The organism is Streptomyces sp. NPDC058663 (assembly GCF_042716745.1).
In the GTDB taxonomy this organism is placed as follows: Bacteria; Actinomycetota; Actinomycetes; order Streptomycetales; family Streptomycetaceae; genus Streptomyces.
This window is the reverse complement of the sequence record NZ_JBHXRV010000014.1, coordinates 144,121-160,198: the sequence shown is the minus strand read 5'-3', so window position 1 is coordinate 160,198 and position 16,078 is coordinate 144,121. Positions and strand designations below refer to the sequence as shown.

Genomic DNA, 16,078 nt, shown 5'->3' with positions numbered 1-16,078 from the left:
CCTTCGGTCCGTACCGGCCGTCCCCCCGGTCCGCACTCCGTGAGGGAGTGCGGACCGGGGCTCCGCTGCCGGTGTCAGCGCAGGTGCGAGGTGTCGTTCAGCAGCCGCACCGAGGCGTTGCCGTCCGCGTAGTAGGCGACAGCCGACAGCGAGGCCGCCGACAGCTCCATCCGGAACAGCGCCTGGGGCGGGGCCCCGAGAGCGAGCCGCACCAGCGTCTTGACGGGGGTGACGTGCGTGACCACCAGCACGGTCCGGCCCGCGTACTTCCCGGTCAGCCGGTCCCTGGCCGCCGCGACCCGGTCGGCCACCACGGCGAAGCTCTCGCCGCCGCCGGTCGGGGCCGCGTCAGGCGACTCCAGCCAGTCGTCCAGGTCCTCGGCGTACCGCTCCTTGACCTCGCCGAACGTCAGCCCCTCCCAGGCGCCGAAGTCCGTCTCCCGCAGGTCTTCCTCGACCTGCACGGGCAGTCCCAGGCGGCGGGCCACCGCGTCCGCCGTCTCACGGCAGCGCAGCAGCGGGGAGCTGACGATCGCGTGGACGCCGCCGCGTGCGGCGAGCGCGGCGGCGACCGCCTCGGCCTGCTTGCGGCCGACCGCGGAGAGCATCGGATCGGACCCGCCGCTGCCGGAGAAGCGCTTCTCGGGCGTGAGCAGGGTCTCGCCGTGCCGCAGCAGCACGAGGGTGGCGGGCTCGCCCAGATCGGCGGTGGCTCCCCACCCCACGGACGGGGCCGGGGCAGCGTCAGCAACCGTGGCGGGCGCCTCCTCCAGCGGGAACAGGCCCTCGTCGGCGGGGGCGGCGCTCCGCGCCCCGGCCAGCGCGGCGCGCGCCCGCGCGGCACCGGCGGCCGCGTCGCCGACCACCCGGGGCGGCCCGGCCACAGCGGCGGAATCAGCCGCGCCACCCCGCGCAGGAGGCACGAAGGACCCCGAGGGCTCCCACTGCCTTCCCTTCTTGCCCGCGTCCATCGCCTCGTTCGCGAGCCGGTCCGCGTGCTTGTTCTTCTCGCGCGGAATCCACTCGTACCGCACCTGCGTGCGCGGCAGGATCGTCGCCGCCTCGGCGGCGAGCGGCTTCATGTCGGGGTGCTTGATCTTCCAGCGGCCCGACATCTGCTCGACGACCAGCTTGGAGTCCATCCGCACGTGCACCCGGGCGTCCGGGAACAGGTCCCTGGCCGCCTTCAGTCCGGCGATCAGGCCCTTGTACTCGGCGACGTTGTTCGTGGCGACGCCGATGTACTCGGCGGCCTCGGCCAGCGTCTCCCCGGTCTCCGGGTCGAGTACGACCGCGCCGTAACCGGCGGGCCCCGGGTTGCCCCGGGAGCCGCCGTCCGCCTCCACCACGAGGCTGCGTACGGTCTGCGCCGTCATCGTGGCCTACAGCCCCGAGTCGGAGGTACGGACCAGGATGCGGCGGCAGTTCTCGCAGCGCAGCACCGTGTCAGGGGCGGCGGCACGGACCTCCATCACCTCGGTGATGTTGAGCTCCAGCTGGCAGCCCTCGCAGCGGCGCTGGTACAGCCGGGCTGCACCGACCCCGCCGGACTGCGTGCGCAGCTTCTCGTACAGCTTGACCAGGTCGGCGGGGACCGAACCCACCACGACCTCGCGCTCCTTGGTGACCTTGGCGGCCTCCGCGTCGAGTTCGGCGGTGGCGGCGTCGCGGCGCGCGATCGCGTCGTCGGTCTTGGCCTGGACGGACTCGACGCGGGCGGTCAGTTCGGCGGCGCGCTCCTGTGCGGACTCGCGGCGCTCCATGACCTCCAGGACCACGTCCTCCAGGTCTCCCTGGCGCTTGGCCAGCGAAACGATCTCCTTCTGGAGGTTCTCCAGGTCCTTCGGCGAGCTGATCGCCCCGGAGTCGAGCCGCTGCTGGTTGCGGGTGGCGCGCTGGCGGACCTGGTCGACGTCCTGCTCGGCCTTGGTCTGCTCGCGGGCGGTGTCGGACTCCTCGGTCGTGGCGGCGACGAGCAGGTCGCGCAGCTGGGTGAGGTCCTTGGTGAGCGTCTCGATCTCGGCGTGCTCGGGCAGCGACTCGCGCTTGTGGGCGAGCTGCGACAGCCGTACGTCGAGGGACTGGACGTCGAGAAGTCGGATCTGGTCGGCGGGCGCGGCGTTCAGTTGGGGGCTCCAGGAGAAGAGAAGGGTGAGGAGAAGTCGGCGGCGGACCCGGAGGGAGACTCCGAGGAGAGCTGGGAAGTCCAGGGGTCGGTGACCGTCCGCGAGACATGGACCCGCAGGTTCCATCCCTCCCGGTCGGAGATCGTTTCGAGCTGTGCGGCGGCCTGCTCGCACCAGGGCCACTCGGTGGCCCAGTGCGCGGCGTCGATCAGCGCGGGGGTGCCCGCGCTCTCGCGGGCCTCGGAGACGGGGTGGTGGCGCAGGTCGGCGGTCAGGAACGCGTCCACGCCCGCCGCCCTGACCTGCTCGAAGAGGCTGTCGCCCGAGCCGCCGCTGACGGCGACGGTACGGACGGTGGCGTCCGGGTCGCCGGCGAAGCGGATGCCCTGCGCGGCGTGGGGCAGCCTGCGGGCTGCGCGTGCGGCGAAGTCACGCACGCTCTCGGGGTGGTCGAGCTCACAGATCCTGCCGAGCCCGCGGCGCCCGTGCGGATCGCCGGGATCGGGCACCAACGGGCCGGTGACGCGCAGGTCGAGGGCGGCGGCCAGGGCGTCGGAGACGCCGGGGTCGGCAGTGTCGGCGTTGGTGTGCGCGATGTGCAGGGCGATGTCGTTCCTGATGAGGGTGTGCACCACGCGGCCCTTGAAGTGCGTGGCCGCGACCGTCGTCGTCCCGCGCAGATAGAGCGGGTGGTGGGTGACGACCAGGCCGGCGCCCAGCTCCACCGCCTCGTCGGCGATCTCCTGGACGGGGTCGACGGCGAACAGGACCCGGTCCACCTCGGTGTCCGGATCGCCACAGACCGTACCGACCGCGTCCCAGCTCTCGGCCCGCTCGGGGGGCCAGAGGGCGTCGAGGGCGGCGATGACTTCAGACAGACGGGGCACGGAGGCAAGGCTACCTGCCGTCCGTGCCCCGTCCGCCTGGCCACTGGTTTCCCCCCGGTGACCGCCACTGGTCCCCCATCGGCGGGGGAAGCAGTGACGGGAGGCGGGCTACTTGACGAGGAAGCCGCGGAGGTCGGCGAGGACCTCGTCGGCGGCGGCCGTGCCCAGACCCAGGTACCACGTCTCGTCGGGCACGTCCTTGGCCTGGCCCTTCTTCACGGCGTCCAGCTTGTTCCAGAGCGGGTTGGCCTCGGCCTTGTCGCGCTTGGTCGCCTTGGCGTCTCCGTACACACCGGTGAAGATCCAGTCGGCCGCCGCCTCGTCGATCTTCTCCGGGCTGACCTCCGCGGCGAGGTCGTTCACCTGCTGGTTCTTGGGGCGGGGCAGACCGGCGTCGTCGAGGATGGTGCCGATGAAGGACGCCTTGGCGTACAGCCGGGTCTTCTCCGGCAGGTAGCGCAGCATGGTGATCGTCGGCTTCTTGCCGCCGTGCGCGGCGGCGACGTCGGCGCCGAGCTGCTTGGCCTTCTTCTCGTACGCGGCGAGCTGGGCGTCGGCCTCTGCGCTCTTGTCGAGGGCGGCCGCGTTCAGCTTGAGGTTCTCCTTCCAGGTGAAGCCGGGGCGGATGGAGAAGACGGTCGGGGCGATCCCGGAGAGCACCTTGTACTGCTTCTCCGCCCGCAGCCGGCTGCCCAGGATGAGGTCGGGCTTGAGCGCCTCGATCGCTTCGAGGTTGAGGCTGTTGACGGTGCCCACGTTCTTCGGGGCTCCGGCGCCCTTCTTCTTCAGGTACTCGGGCAGCGCCTGCGAGCCCTCGGCGGGTGCCCAGCCGACCGGCTCCATGCCGAGCGACACGACGTTGTCCAGCTCGCCGACGTCGAGCACGACGACCCGCTTGGGCGCGCTCTTCAGCTCGGTCTTCCCCATGGCGTGGGTGAGGGTGCGGGGGAACTGGCCCGGCTTGGCGTCCGTGCCGAGCGCGGCCGTCTTCTGCGCGGCGCCGGCGAAGTCCTTGCCGCCCTGGGCGACGGACTTGCCGCCGTCGGACTTCTTCTCACCCGCGTTCCCGGAGTCGCCGCCTCCGCAGGCGGACAGGGCGAGCGCGGCGGTGACCGCCAGAGCGACGGCGGCAGTGCCGCGGCGGAGGGGGGACGACGACATGGGAGGACTCGCTTCCGGACAACGAACGGGGGCTTGCGCGGGGCTCGCACGAACCTCCGCACCAGCCCACAAACACTTAGGTGACCCTAACCTTACGTCCCCCCGTCGGCCTCCCCGAGCACACCCGCCCCGCCCTTTTCGCTGGAACGACCGGACGGCCACCCTTATGTGTGAAGAGAGGTGACTCGTGTTGTCCGGCGTCAAAGCCGAAAACTAGCGTCGCGGGCGGAGGTGACGGATCAATGACTGCCTGTGCCATCGAGACCGCCCCCGGAGGCGGTGCGGTGCGGCGCCCCGGGTTCACGATCGCCGCGGACGGTTCGTACGCCGCGCGCCTGGCCGGGGGCCCGGAGGCGTGGTTCCCGGAGCGGTGGACGCTGGACGGTCCCGAGCCGTACGCGGTGCCGCTCCCCGCGGGCCAGCCCGAGGAGCCGGGCACCGAGGTGCTGCCGCTGGCCGACGGGCGGGTGCTGATCCACCGCGAGGCGAACGGGCGGCACCACTTCTCGCTGCTCTACCCGACGGGCCCGGACACGGGCGAGCTGTCGCTGGGCTCGGTCGAGTGCGGCGGGACGCTCACTCTGCTGCCCCCCGCCCCGGGCGGCGGCAGGGCGTACGCGCTGGCCCTCGGCGCGCACTCGTCGGCGCTGTGGCTGGTCGCGGGCGGTGCCTTCGGGCCCGAGCACGTGGCCGAGGTACCGGGCCGCTGCACGGGCGGGGTGTGGCTGGACCGCGTGGGGCGGATGCTCGCGCTGGACCGGGAGACGGAGGGCGGCGCGGTGAAGTCCGTCGCCGTGGACCTGGAGCGGGGCGGCGAGGTGACCCCGCTGCTCCAGATCGCGGAGGGGAGCAACGACCGGCTGTTGCTCGCCGACCCGGACAGCGGGCTGCTCGTGATCCGGTCGGACGCCCCCGGCGAGGACCGGCTGGGCTGGGGTGTGCTGGGCAGCACCCGCCCGGTCCGCTTCCCGGAGTCCCTGCGCGTGGGCGCCTGTACGGTGACCCCGTTCGCGGCCCAGCCGGGGCAGGTGCTGATGCCGGAGTCGTGTGCGGTGGCGGTACGGATCGACAGGGCGGCGCAGCCCGCGGTGCCCGCGGCGAGCTGGCTGGGGACGTGGCGCCCCGCCGACGGCAGGCTGCACCAACTGGCCGCCCCCCTGGGCTGGTTGGCGGGTTGCGGGCTGTGGACCCGGGAGGGTGTCCTGCGGCTGCCGTGCGCGACGCCCGAGGTGCCGTGCGGGGTCGCGGAGGTGCGCGTGCCGGAACCGGCGGAGGCCGGGGCGCAGGAGCGGATACGGGGCGCCGACGGACGGGGGACGGCGCCCAGTGGGGCGTCCTCCGGTGGGGCGCCCTCCGGTGGGGCGTCCTCCGGCGGGGCGCCGCCCGACGGGAGCACGGCCCGGGGCCGGGGTCCGGCGGCCTGGCGGCCCGTCCCCCTGCAACAGGCGACGCTGCCCGGAAGGCTGCACCGGATCGGCGCCCGGTCGTGCCCCGCGGAACCGGACCCCGCGCCTTCGCCCGCGCCCGCCCCGGTTCACCCTGCGCCTCCGGTTTTCACCCGGGTCGCGGCGGCCCCCGGGCACGAGTCCGCCCCGGCTCCGGCCTTCGCACGGGTCGCGCCGACCACCGCGCAGGACTCGGTCCCGGCCCCGGTCTTCGCCCGGGTCGCGGCGGCTCCCCCTGCCCGACCCGGTCCGATACCGTCCGCCTCCACCCCCGCCCCCGCTGCCGGGCCCGTTGCGTCCCGGCCGACGGCCCACGCGGCCGCCCCCGAGATGGTGCGTACGGGCTTCCCGGTCCGGGTTCCGGTGCCCGCACCCACCGTGCCCGCCGGGGAAACAACCCACCTGACCGGGCCGGGGACGGACGATTAGAATCGCGGGCCCGGGGGCAGGCGGACCCGGGCGTACGTATGTAAGCGATTTGTTGACGGGGTGACTTCCCACATGTCCGAAACCCTCACCGACCTGGCTCCGGCGGGACCGCAGACCACGGTACCGACGCAGCGCGGGCCGGTCGGCTCCGGCAAGCACCGGGGCGACGCGGCACCGCAGGAGGAGCCGACGGCTCCGGCGCAGGGACGGCACAGGCGCGACGCGTAGGCGCGGCGCACGCACGAGGGCGGGGCCGGTACCAGGAGGGCGCACCTCCCGGTACCGGCCCCGCCGCACGTACCGCTCGCGTGTGTCACCCCTTCTTCAGCGCCAGCACCTCCGCCGCCCCGAAGGTCTCCCCCGCGGGCCGGTCCGCGAAGAAGCCGCCGAGTGCCTCGTGGAGTTCCTCGTACGAGAAGACGTCCTTGGCCGTGTCGAACTTGGCGGCCACCTTGGGTCGTTCCATCACGGCGACCGTCCCTCCGTGCACCACGAGCAGCTGCCCGTTGGCTCGGGCCGCGGCCGGCGAGGCCAGGTAGCCGACCAGCGGGGCGACGTGCTCCGGGGAGAGCGGGTCGAGCAGGCCGGGGGCGGACGGCTCCTGGAAGCCCGCGAAGACGTCCTCGGTCATCCGGGTGCGGGCGCGCGGGCAGATGGCGTTGGCGGTGACGCCGTACTTGGCCAGGGCGAGCGCGGTGGAGGTGGTGAGGCCGACGATGCCGCCCTTGGCCGCCGCATAGTTCGGCTGGCCCGCCGAACCCGCGAGGTACGCCTCGGAGGAGGTGTTGACGATCCGGCCGTAGACCGGTCCTCCCGCCGCCTTCGCGCGTGCGCGCCAGTGCGCGGCGGCGAAGTGGGTGGTGTTGAAGTGGCCCTTGAGGTGGACGCGGATGACGGTGTCCCACTCCTCCTCGCTCATGGAGAAGACCATCCGGTCGCGCAGGATGCCGGCGTTGTTGACGAGGACGTCCAGCTTGCCGAACTCGGCCACGGCGAGCGCGACCAGTTCACCGGCCCGGCCGAAGTCGGCGACGTCGCCCAGGTGGGCGACCGCCCGGCCGCCCGCCGCACGGATCTCCGCGGCCACCGATTCGGCGGGGGCGGCGGACGCGGCGCCCGAGCCGTCCCGGCCGGGCTGCCCGAAGTCGTTGACGACCACGGACGCGCCGAGCCGGGCCAGTTCCAGTGCTTCGGCGCGCCCGAGGCCGCGCCCGGCTCCGGTGACGATCGCGGACAGTCCTTCGAGCGGCAGGGACATGGACGACTCCTTCGCGGCGGAGAGATCGGACGGGCCGGGCGGGCGGGCAAGCGGGTGAGCAGTCGGGCAAGCGGGCAAGCTGCTCAGAGGGCGATCGAGGTGCGCAGCGCCACTCCGGAGCGCATCTGCTCCAACGCCTCGTTGATCTCGCCCAGTTGCACCCGGTGGGTGATCATCGATTCGAGGTCGATGCGGCCCGCCCGCCACAGCGCGACGGCCCGCTCGTAGGAACGCAGCACGTCGCCGCCGCCGTACATGGAGGGCAGGATCCGCTTCTCGTCGAAGAACAGCTCGAACATGTTGAGCTGGAACTGGTCGTCCATCGCGCCCGCGCCCACCACGCACAGGGTGCCGCCGCGCCGCGTCGCCCCGTAGGCGACGCGCGCGGTGGCGGACTTGCCGACGACCTCGAAGACGTAGTCGAAGCCCTCGCCCGCGGTGATCCGCTGGGTGGCGTCGGCGAGCGCGTCGGGCGCCAGTGCCTCGGTGGCGCCGAAGCGCAGGGCGGCCTCGCGCCGGGAGGCGACCGGGTCGACGGCGACGATCTGGGCCGCCCCCTGCACCCGGGCGCCCTGGATCGCGGAGATCCCCACCCCGCCGCAGCCGATCACGGCGACCGACGAACCGGCTTCCACCTGTGCGGTGTTGATGGCCGCGCCCAGTCCGGTGGTGACCCCGCAGCCGATCAGCGCGGCGATCTCGAACGGCACGTCGTCGGGGATCGGCACCGCGCACCCCGCGTCGACCACGACCTCCTCGGCGAAGGTGCCCGTCCCGGCGAAGCCGAAGACGTCGCCGCCCGCGCGCGCGAAGTTGGGGGTGCCCGCGTTCATGAACCCGGCGAGGCACAGATGTGTCTGGCCGCGCCTGCACGCGGCGCACGTGCGGCAGGCGGGCAGCCAGCAGACCAGCACCCGGTCCCCCGCCGCGAGTCCGGTGACCCCGTCGCCCACCTCGGTGATCTCACCCGCGCCCTCGTGGCCGGGGACGAAGGGGGCGGGCTGCGGGAGCACCCCGCTCATCGCGGAGAGGTCGGAGTGGCAGAGGCCGGTGGCCCGGACCCGGATCCGGACCTTGCCGGGGCCGAAGCCGGTCGCTTCGATGTCGTCGTGGACTTCGAGCTTGTCCTGGCCTGTCTCGTGCAGTACGGCTGCGCGCATGGCATGACTCCCCTCACGAGGTGCGGATTCTTCTTGCGCGGGTGAAGCGGTGCTGGGCTGCGGGAGCCCGGTCTACGCGTGCTCGACGACGGTGTCCGCGAGGACGGGCGCGTCGTCCCGCTCGGCCGCCGTCACCGTCAGCTGGGTACGGCCGGCCCGGGTCCACATGCGGATACGGAGCGTCTCGCCGGGGAAGACGACGCCGGCGAACCGGGTGCCGTACGAGGTCACCCGGGTGACCTCGCCGCCCAGCACGGTGTCGACGACTGCCTTCAGTGCCATCCCGTACGAACAGAGCCCGTGCAGGATGGGCCGCTCGAAGCCCGCCAGCGCGGCGAACTCGGGGTCGGCGTGCAGCGGATTCCAGTCGCCGGACAGCCGGTAGAGCAGCGCCTGCTCCTCGCGGACGGGCCGTTCGACAGTGAACTCCGGTGTACTGTCGGGCACTTCGAGGCGCTGCGAAGGACCCCTCTCACCGCCGAAGCCGCCCTCGCCGCGCACGAAGATCGAGGAGTCGCTGGTCCACAGCGGGCCCTCCGCGTCCGCCGCCTCGGAGCGCAGCACGATCACGGCCGCCTTGCCCTTGTCGTGGACGGCGCTGACACGGGAGGTCTGGGTGGCTTCCCCGCTGACGGGGAGCGGCCGGTGGACGGTGAGGTGCTGCCCGCCGTGCAGCACGGCGGCGAGGTCGACCTCGATGCCGGGTGCGGTGAGCCCGCCCGCCATGGCCAGGCCCGCGCCCGCGACGGTGGCGAAACTGGGCAGGACGTGCAGCCTGCTTTCCAGGGTGTAGCGCAGCTCGCCCGGGTCGGTGGCGGGGACGCCCGCGCCGAGTCCCAGGTGGTAGAGCTGGACGTCCTTGTGGCCCCAGCCCAGGCGGGACGTCCGGGGTTCGGCGGCGAGTGCCTTCGCTGCATCAATGGGCATGGGCGCAAAGCTCCTTGGACGGGGAGACCCCGGCGCGGCCGTCCGCACCGTCGGCCGCGCCGGGGTCGTACGGGACCGGCCCGGTACGCGCCTGCTTCTAGAACGCGTTCTAGGCCGATGGCCCCCATGTATAACGCACCGCCGCCGAGTTGGGAAGACGGTGCGTGACGGTCCGTCAGGTATGTGCTCCGGGCGCGTCCCGGTACCCTGTGCGGCCACCCGTGACATTCGTACCGCCCGGCCGGGTACACACCTCCCTGGCGCGCGACGGTGCAGCTCCGTAGCGTTTCCGGCGTGAACAGGACGCCCGAGAATCCCGCCGGCGGCGGACCAGGAGCAGAGGTGCGCGCAGCGCGGAACAACCGGGAGCGGGAAACCCAAGTGCGGGAGGACCGGACGCGGGAAGACCGGGAGCGGGAAGACCGGACGCGGAAGGACCGGACGCGGGAGAGCCGGCTGGCCCGCGGATGGCGGAGCAGGCCGCGGCCCGCCGCCGACCCCGAAGCCCACCACCCCGAGAGCATGGGCCCGCCCAACGGCTTCGCCCTGCTGCCCTGGCTGCTCATGGGGATGGGCGCCTTCTCGCATCTCTTCCAAGGCAGGGCCGACAACCCCTGGCTCGGCGGCGGATTCCTCCTGGCCTTCAACTCCCTCTACATCTATGTGGTGTTCAGGGCCTTCGACCGGGAGAAGCGGGAGGCGCGCAGCACCCGGTTCGCCCTCGCCGCGCTCGGCCTGATGACCGGTTTCGTCTCCGGCTGGTACGGCGGCCCCTGGCTGCTCTTCTGGCCACTGCTGGGCCTGGCCACCGGGACGGTGCTGCGCGGCCCGAAGGTGGTCAGGGCGATGCTCCTGCTGGCGGTGGTGGCCGGTGCGGTCGCCTGGGCGCGGGACGGCTGGGGCGCGGTCAACGTCGCGTACGGGACGCTGCTGTCCGGACTGGTCACCTCCGCCATCCTCTCCCTCGCCGAGACGGTCAAGGAGCTCCGCGAGACCCGCCAGGAGCTGGCCCGCAGCGCCGTGGAGAAGGAACGGCTGCGCTTCTCCCGCGATCTGCACGACCTGCTCGGCCACACCCTGTCCGTGATCGTCGTGAAGTCCGAGGCCGCCCGGCGGCTGGCGCCCCGCAGCCTCGAAGCGGCGCTCGCCCAGGTCGACGACATCGAGTCGGTCGGCCGCCAGGCCCTCACCGAGATCCGCGAGGCGGTCACCGGCTACCGCGAGGGCAGCCTCACCACCGAACTGGACGGCGCCCGCTCGGCTCTGACCGCCGCCGGGATCGAACCGGTCGTACGGCAGTCGGGCCCGCCCCTGGAGCCCCAGCCGGCATCCCTGCTGGGCTGGGTGGTCCGGGAGGCCGTCACCAACGTCGTACGGCACGGTGAGGGCGCCCGCCGCTGCACCCTCACGGTGACGGGCGGCACCGATCGGGTGCTGCTGGAGATCGAGGACGACGGGCCCGGCGTACGATCCGGGCAGGACGGATCCAGGACGGACGCCGCCACCCCGGCCGCCGACCCGGCCGGCACCCCGGCCCCCGCCGCTGTCCGCGCCGGCACGGGCCTCACGGGCCTCACCGAACGCCTCGCGGCCGCAGGTGGCTCCCTCACTGCGGGCCCGGGACCGCGCGGCGGCTTCCTGGTGAAGGCCGAACTGCCGGTCGACACACAGCTGGAGCTGACCCGATGATCCGAGTTCTCCTCGCCGAGGACCAAGGCATGATGCGCGGCGCCCTCGCCCTCCTGCTCGGCCTGGAGGAGGACATCGAGGTTGTCGCGCAGGTGGCGGCGGGCGACGCAATCGTGGACGCCGCCCTCCTGTCGCGTCCCGACGTGGCCCTGCTGGACATCGAACTGCCCGGCATGAGCGGCCTGGACGCTGCCGCCCTGCTGCGCACCGAGGCACCCGACTGCCGGGTCATGATCCTCACCACCTTCGGCCGCCCCGGCTATCTGCGCCGGGCGATGGACGCGGGGGCGGTGGGCTTCCTGGTCAAGGACGGTCCCGTGGAGGAGCTCGCCGCCTCGATCCGCCGCGTGCTCAGCGGCGAGAGAGTCATCGACCCTGCGCTCGCGGTCGCCGCCCTCAGCTCGGGCCCGAGCCCGCTGACGGCCCGTGAGCGCGACGTGCTGAACGCGGCGGCGGACGGTGCGACGGTCGCCGACATCGCGGCCAGGGTGCACCTGTCGGAGTCGACCGTCCGCAACTACCTCTCCTCCGCCATCGGCAAGACGGGCACCCGCAACCGGATGGAGGCGGTGCGCGCCGCACGGCAGCAGGGGTGGCTCTGAGCTCCGCGCAGGCCACCCCTGCCGCTGCCGCTGCCCCTGCCCCTGCCGCTGCCCCTGCCCCTGCCCGTCAGGCGTGCAGCGTGGCGAAGACGGTGTCCAGCGCCGTGCCGTCCGGCAGCGCCAGCGGCCCGAGGAGGTGGCCGAGGGCGTCCTCGGGAAGCGCGGCGGGCTGGCCGCGGTGGAGCCGGAGCACCGCACCCGAGGCCAGCCGCACCTCGGTGCCCTCCGCCGACTCGGAGGTGGTGAAGTCCGTCGCGTCCAGCGGGCCTTCACCCGCGTACGTCCGGGTGAAACCCTCGGCGGGGGTGTGGCTGACGCTCTGGTCCTGGATCTCCGCCCTGCCCTCGACTGCGGCGATCAGCTGGGCGACGGCGACCGGGTCGTAGGCCGCGTCGTACACCCAGCGCGTGCCCAGTTCGCCGTGCTCGATGGTGCCGAGGAAGGCGTGCTCCGGAGCTCCGGGCAGGGGTGCGCCCCGGTACGTCACGGGGACCAGGTGGACGGTGGTGCCCGCGGCGACCAGATGGAACTCGATGCCCACCTCGCCCGCCGGGTCGTCGAGCCGGAAACCGCGCGCCGGGGTCAGCTCGGGCGCGGTGGCCCCCCGGTACCAGGGCCGGGTGGGCAGCCAGGCCGAGAGCAGCTCCAGCTTGGTCGGCTTGAGGGTGGTCTGGTGGATGAGCGCCATGCCGGGTGTGCTCCTCGGTGACTCGCGGGCGGTACGGACACGCCCACTCTGCCATCCGCGTGCAACTCCCCGCTGTTCACAACTCCCGTGCGTACGGCGGCTGCGCGCCCGCCCGCGCGCAGGTGAGGGCCGCCGCGCGGGCCGCGTGGGCGAGGATCTCCCGCCACTCTTCGCCGCTCACGCCCTCCAGGGCGCCCGGCGACAGCAGGCCGCGCCCGGCCAGTGCGTGCAGGAGGGCCGCGTTCACGGTGTCACCCGCGCCGATCGTGTCGACGACCTCGGTCCGCACCGCGGGCACCGACCACTCCCCTCCCCCGCGCACCCGCACGCTCAGCCCCTCGCCGCCCCGGGTGAGGACCACCGCCGCCGGGCCCGCGGCCAGCCATCCCGTGATGTCCCCTCCGAGCCATACGGCGTCCTCCTCGCTCAGCTTGAGCAGCGAGACGGACGGCAGCCAGGACCGGAAGCGGGCGCGGTAGGCGTCGGGGTCGTCGATCAGGGCGGCCCTGATGTTCGGGTCCAGCGCCACGAACACACCCCGCGCCGCCTCCCTGCGCAGCAGCGCCTCGTACGCGCTCGCCCCCGGCTCCAGTACGAGCGAACAGGTGCCGACGGACAACGCCCTTACACCCTCCGGCAGTTGGGGCGGCAGGGTGAAGAGCCGGTCGGCGCTCCCGTTCACGTAGAAGGTGTACGAGGCGGAGCCCGCCGCGTCGAGGGCGGCGAGTGCGAGCGTGGTGGGCTCGGGGCCGCGCTGCACCAGCTCCGTGCCCACGCCCTCCTCGCCGAGGCGTGCCAGCAGCGACGTACCGAAGGCGTCCGTGGAGACGCGGGAGCAGAAGGAGACCCGCGCGCCGAGCCGGCCGAGGGCCACGGCCGTGTTGTACGGGCCGCCACCGCGGGCGGGCAGCAGCGGGGCCATCGGGTCTCCGGCGCTCTGCGGGACCAGGTCGATCAGGGCCTCTCCGGCAACGACGATCACGCGCGCTTCTCCCCCCTCGGCAGCCACACCAGCGCCAGCAGTACGCCTGCGAGTATGACGCCGGCCCCGATCCGGAAGGCCAGGGCGTAGCCCGCTGTCAGGGACTGAGGGTCGGTGCCGCCGTTGGTGCGGGCGGCGGCGAAGGTGGAGAGGACGGCGAGGCCCAGCGCACCGCCCATGGTGCGGGAGGTGTTGACGAGGCCGGAGACCAGGCCCGCGTCGCCGGGGGCCGCGCCCGAGGTGGCGAGGGCGGCGAGCGGGGTGGAGGAGAGGCCGGCACCGAGCATCATCAGGGTGCCGGGGAAGAGGATGGCGGTGGCGTACGAGCCGTGGGGGGACATCGTCGACTGCCAGGCGAAGCCGGTGGCGGCGATCAGGCTGCCGAGGGCGACCAGGTTGCGGGGGCCGACGACCGCCATCAGGCGGGGGGCCAGCTTGGAGCCCGTGACGATGGCCAGCGAGCTGGGGATCAGGGCCAGGCCCGCGCCGAGCGGGGAGTAGCCGAGGACGTTCTGCGCGTACAGGGTCATGAAGAACCACATGCTGAACATCGCGGAGCCGTTGATGAACATCGCCGCGTTGGCCGCCGACACCGACCGCACCCGGAAGAGCTTCAGGGGCATCAGGGGGGCACGGGTGCGCGACTCCACGAACAGGAAGAGCAGCAGCAGGGCAATGCCGGCGCCCAGCGGGACCAGGGTGGCCGCGGCGGCCCAGCCCGCTGCCTCGGTCTGGACGATGCCGTACGCGAGGGTGGCGAGGCCCGCGGTGGCCAGGACCGCGCCCGGCAGGTCGAGGCGGCGGTCCCCGCGGGAGTGGCTCTCGGTGAGGTAGTAGAAGGCGCCGGCGAGGACCAGGGCGCCCACCGGCACGTTGATCAGCAGGGTCCAGCGCCAGGAGAGGGTGTCGGTGAGCACCCCGCCGACGAAGCCGCCCGCCGCGCCGCCGCCCGCGCCCACCGCCGACCAGGTGCCGATCGCACGGGCGCGGGCCGGGCCCTCGGGGACGGCCGAGGTGAGGAGGGTCAGGGTGGCGGGGGCGAGGATCGCCGCGCCCAGGCCCTGGACCGCGCGGGCCGCGAGGAGCTGCCAGCCCTCCTGCGCGAGACCGCCCGCGAGGGAGGCGGCGGTGAAGACGGCGAGGCCCACCAGGAAGGTGCGCTTGCGGCCGTAGATGTCGGCCGCCCGGCCGCCGAGCAGCATGAACCCGGCGAAGGCGATCGAGTACGCGTTGAGCACCCATTGCAGGCCGGTGCCGCTGAGGCCCAGGTCGGCGCGCATCGAGGGCAGCGCCACGTTCACCACGGACACGTCGAGGACGACCAGGAACTGCCCGGCGCAGGCGGCGAGCACCACCGCCCAGGTGTGCACGGGGCGGCGGGTGCGGGCCGGGGGTGTGCGGCTGTCGGTGTCGGTGTCTGTGGGGGCGCGGTGGACCATGTCTGTCATGGTCGCAGGTGCCGGATGGGCCGTACATCCGTGTTTCGGCGTACGGCCCCTCCGACCGGGGTCCTGGGCCGGAAGTCCCGGCCTCAGACCTTGCGCAGGAGTGTGACGACGGCCGCTCCGCCGAGGCCGATGTTGTGCGCGAGCCCCACCCGTGCGCCCGGCACCTGCCGGCCGGCCGCCTCTCCGCGGAGCTGCCAGGTCAGCTCGGCGGCCTGGGCGATGCCGGTGGCGCCCAGCGGGTGGCCCTTGGAGATGAGGCCACCGGACGGGTTGACCACCCAGCGCCCTCCGTACGTCGTCGCGCCGGACTCCACGAGCTTGCCCGACCCGCCCTCGGGGCACATGCCGAGCGCTTCGTACGTCAGCAGTTCGTTGACGGAGAAGCAGTCGTGGAGTTCGATCACGTCGACGTCGTCGATGCCGAGGCCCGATGCCTCGTACACCTGGCGGGCCGCCTCCCGCGACATCGGCAGGCCCACGGCGTCGATGCAGGAGCCGGAGGCGAAGGACTCCGCCGTGTCGGTGGTCATGGCCTGGGCCACGATCTCGACGGCCTTCTCGTGCAGGCCGTGCTCGACGACGAAGCGCTCCGAGACGACGACGGCGGCCGCGGCCCCGTCGGAGGTCGGGGAGCACTGGAGTTTGGTGAGGGGCCGGTGGATGGTCCTGGCGGCGAGGATTTCCTCCACCGTGTACGGGTCCTGGAACTGGGCGTACGGGTTGGCCTGCGAGTGCCGGTGGTTCTTCGCCGCGACCGCCGCGAGCTGCACCGGGGTCGTCCCGTGCCGCTCCATGTGCTCGCGGGCCGCGTTGCCGAAGATCTGGGCGGTGGGCGGGGTGGGCTCGAAGCCGTGCCGGGCGGCCATGATTCCGTAGTGCCGGGCCACCGGCGACGTCGCGAAGTCCCCGCCGTCGCTGCCGCCGCCGAGCGCCCCGCGCTTCATCTTCTCGAAGCCGAGCGCGAGCACGCAGTCCGCGAGGCCGCCCGTCACGAGCTGTCGTGCCATCATCAGCGCGGTCGACCCGGTGGCGCAGTTGTTGTTGACGTTGTAGACGGGTACGCCGGTCAGCCCCAGCTCGTACGCGGCCCGCTGGCCCGCCGTGGACGCCTGGAAGCAGTACCCCACCGGGACCTGCTGGACCTGCCCGTAGGAGACCTGGGCGTCCGCGAGCGCGGCCGTGCCCGCCTCCTTGGCCATGTCCCAGTACTGCCAGTCCCGTGACTCGGGCTTCTCGAACCTGGTCATGCCGGCCCCGACGATGTACGCCTTCATCG

General features: G+C 73.5%; 14 protein-coding genes and 1 pseudogene. 4 read left to right on the top strand and 11 right to left on the bottom strand.

The genetic code is table 11. The features are described from left to right. Window positions 1-74: 74 nt before the first annotated feature. The 4 genes from ACFWVV_RS13325 to ACFWVV_RS13310 form a co-directional block, all read right to left on the bottom strand. Window positions 75-1,376, bottom strand: coding sequence for a bifunctional RNase H/acid phosphatase (locus ACFWVV_RS13325; RefSeq protein ID WP_384358394.1), 1,302 nt, complete (start codon window positions 1,374-1,376; stop codon window positions 75-77). A 6-nt stretch (window positions 1,377-1,382) separates the two neighbouring features. Continuing rightward, the gene (locus ACFWVV_RS13320) at window positions 1,383-2,126 is read right to left on the bottom strand and encodes a zinc ribbon domain-containing protein (protein WP_384358400.1); all 744 of its coding nucleotides are present in this window, start codon (window positions 2,124-2,126) and stop codon (window positions 1,383-1,385) included. Continuing rightward, window positions 2,123-3,013: a Nif3-like dinuclear metal center hexameric protein gene (locus tag ACFWVV_RS13315; protein WP_384358392.1), complete on the bottom strand. Its 891-nt coding sequence runs from the start codon at window positions 3,011-3,013 to the stop codon at window positions 2,123-2,125. Before ACFWVV_RS13315 ends, ACFWVV_RS13320 begins: the two co-directional genes overlap by 4 nt. A gap of 108 nt (window positions 3,014-3,121) precedes the next feature. Next, window positions 3,122-4,174 carry an ABC transporter substrate-binding protein gene (locus ACFWVV_RS13310; protein ID WP_384358390.1) on the bottom strand — a complete coding sequence of 351 codons (1,053 nt, stop codon included), beginning with the start codon at window positions 4,172-4,174 and terminating at the stop codon, window positions 3,122-3,124. 242 nt (window positions 4,175-4,416) lie between these two features. Here ACFWVV_RS13310 and ACFWVV_RS13305 point away from each other — a divergent pair. Further along, window positions 4,417-5,640 (top strand): annotated as a pseudogene (locus ACFWVV_RS13305) (hypothetical protein); the annotation flags it as partial. A 480-nt stretch (window positions 5,641-6,120) separates the two neighbouring features. Then, a complete protein-coding gene (locus tag ACFWVV_RS13300; protein WP_384358388.1) occupies window positions 6,121-6,276 on the top strand; it encodes a hypothetical protein in 156 nt (51 codons plus the stop codon). Window positions 6,277-6,361: 85 nt separating this feature from the next. Here the strand turns inward: ACFWVV_RS13300 and ACFWVV_RS13295 are convergent, their stop codons facing one another. The 3 genes from ACFWVV_RS13295 to ACFWVV_RS13285 all read right to left on the bottom strand — a co-directional run bounded on the left by ACFWVV_RS13295 (window position 6,362) and on the right by ACFWVV_RS13285 (window position 9,393). Continuing rightward, a complete protein-coding gene (locus tag ACFWVV_RS13295) occupies window positions 6,362-7,306 on the bottom strand; it encodes a 3-oxoacyl-ACP reductase (protein ID WP_384358386.1) in 945 nt (314 codons plus the stop codon). Between the two features lie 83 nt (window positions 7,307-7,389). Beyond that, entirely contained in the window at window positions 7,390-8,466 is a 1,077-nt protein-coding gene (locus ACFWVV_RS13290; RefSeq protein WP_384358384.1) for a Zn-dependent alcohol dehydrogenase, read from the bottom strand. Between the two features lie 72 nt (window positions 8,467-8,538). Further along, window positions 8,539-9,393 (bottom strand): MaoC/PaaZ C-terminal domain-containing protein, encoded by an 855-nt coding sequence (locus ACFWVV_RS13285; RefSeq protein ID WP_384358382.1) that lies wholly within the window; start codon window positions 9,391-9,393, stop codon window positions 8,539-8,541. A 381-nt stretch (window positions 9,394-9,774) separates the two neighbouring features. Here ACFWVV_RS13285 and ACFWVV_RS13280 point away from each other — a divergent pair, with 381 nt between their 5' ends. Next, window positions 9,775-11,082, top strand: a complete 1,308-nt coding sequence (locus tag ACFWVV_RS13280) for a sensor histidine kinase (protein ID WP_384358398.1) — start codon at window positions 9,775-9,777, stop codon at window positions 11,080-11,082. Beyond that, window positions 11,079-11,684 carry a response regulator gene (locus tag ACFWVV_RS13275; protein WP_384358380.1) on the top strand — a complete coding sequence of 202 codons (606 nt, stop codon included), beginning with the start codon at window positions 11,079-11,081 and terminating at the stop codon, window positions 11,682-11,684. Before ACFWVV_RS13280 ends, ACFWVV_RS13275 begins: the two co-directional genes overlap by 4 nt. Window positions 11,685-11,751: 67 nt before the next feature. On the opposite strand, the gene ACFWVV_RS13270 is transcribed toward ACFWVV_RS13275, so the two are convergent. The 4 genes from ACFWVV_RS13270 to ACFWVV_RS13255 all read right to left on the bottom strand — a co-directional run bounded on the left by ACFWVV_RS13270 (window position 11,752) and on the right by ACFWVV_RS13255 (window position 16,076). After that, window positions 11,752-12,372 (bottom strand): 1,4-alpha-glucan branching protein, encoded by a 621-nt coding sequence (locus ACFWVV_RS13270; RefSeq protein WP_384358378.1) that lies wholly within the window; start codon window positions 12,370-12,372, stop codon window positions 11,752-11,754. A 76-nt stretch (window positions 12,373-12,448) separates the two neighbouring features. Beyond that, entirely contained in the window at window positions 12,449-13,354 is a 906-nt protein-coding gene (locus ACFWVV_RS13265) for a carbohydrate kinase (protein ID WP_384358376.1), read from the bottom strand. After that, window positions 13,351-14,802: an MFS transporter gene (locus ACFWVV_RS13260; protein ID WP_384358374.1), complete on the bottom strand. Its 1,452-nt coding sequence runs from the start codon at window positions 14,800-14,802 to the stop codon at window positions 13,351-13,353. The genes ACFWVV_RS13265 and ACFWVV_RS13260 overlap by 4 nt, the downstream gene beginning before the upstream one ends. Window positions 14,803-14,885: 83 nt before the next feature. Then, a complete protein-coding gene (locus tag ACFWVV_RS13255; protein WP_384358372.1) occupies window positions 14,886-16,076 on the bottom strand; it encodes a lipid-transfer protein in 1,191 nt (396 codons plus the stop codon). Window positions 16,077-16,078 lie beyond the last annotated feature (2 nt).

Bases quoted from the DNA above. Each gene is read 5' to 3' on its own strand.
- ACFWVV_RS13325 (WP_384358394.1), bottom strand. From the start codon at position 1,376: ATGACGGCGCAGACCGTACGCAGCCTCGTGGTGGAGGCGGACGGCGGC.
- ACFWVV_RS13310 (WP_384358390.1), bottom strand. From the start codon at position 4,174: ATGTCGTCGTCCCCCCTCCGCCGCGGCACTGCCGCCGTCGCTCTGGCG.
- ACFWVV_RS13300 (WP_384358388.1), top strand. From the start codon at position 6,121: ATGTCCGAAACCCTCACCGACCTGGCTCCGGCGGGACCGCAGACCACG.
- ACFWVV_RS13295 (WP_384358386.1), bottom strand. From the start codon at position 7,306: ATGTCCCTGCCGCTCGAAGGACTGTCCGCGATCGTCACCGGAGCCGGG.
- ACFWVV_RS13290 (WP_384358384.1), bottom strand. From the start codon at position 8,466: ATGCGCGCAGCCGTACTGCACGAGACAGGCCAGGACAAGCTCGAAGTC.
- ACFWVV_RS13285 (WP_384358382.1), bottom strand. From the start codon at position 9,393: ATGCCCATTGATGCAGCGAAGGCACTCGCCGCCGAACCCCGGACGTCC.
- ACFWVV_RS13275 (WP_384358380.1), top strand. From the start codon at position 11,079: ATGATCCGAGTTCTCCTCGCCGAGGACCAAGGCATGATGCGCGGCGCC.
- ACFWVV_RS13270 (WP_384358378.1), bottom strand. From the start codon at position 12,372: ATGGCGCTCATCCACCAGACCACCCTCAAGCCGACCAAGCTGGAGCTG.
- ACFWVV_RS13260 (WP_384358374.1), bottom strand. From the start codon at position 14,802: ATGACAGACATGGTCCACCGCGCCCCCACAGACACCGACACCGACAGC.
- ACFWVV_RS13255 (WP_384358372.1), bottom strand. From the start codon at position 16,076: ATGAAGGCGTACATCGTCGGGGCCGGCATGACCAGGTTCGAGAAGCCC.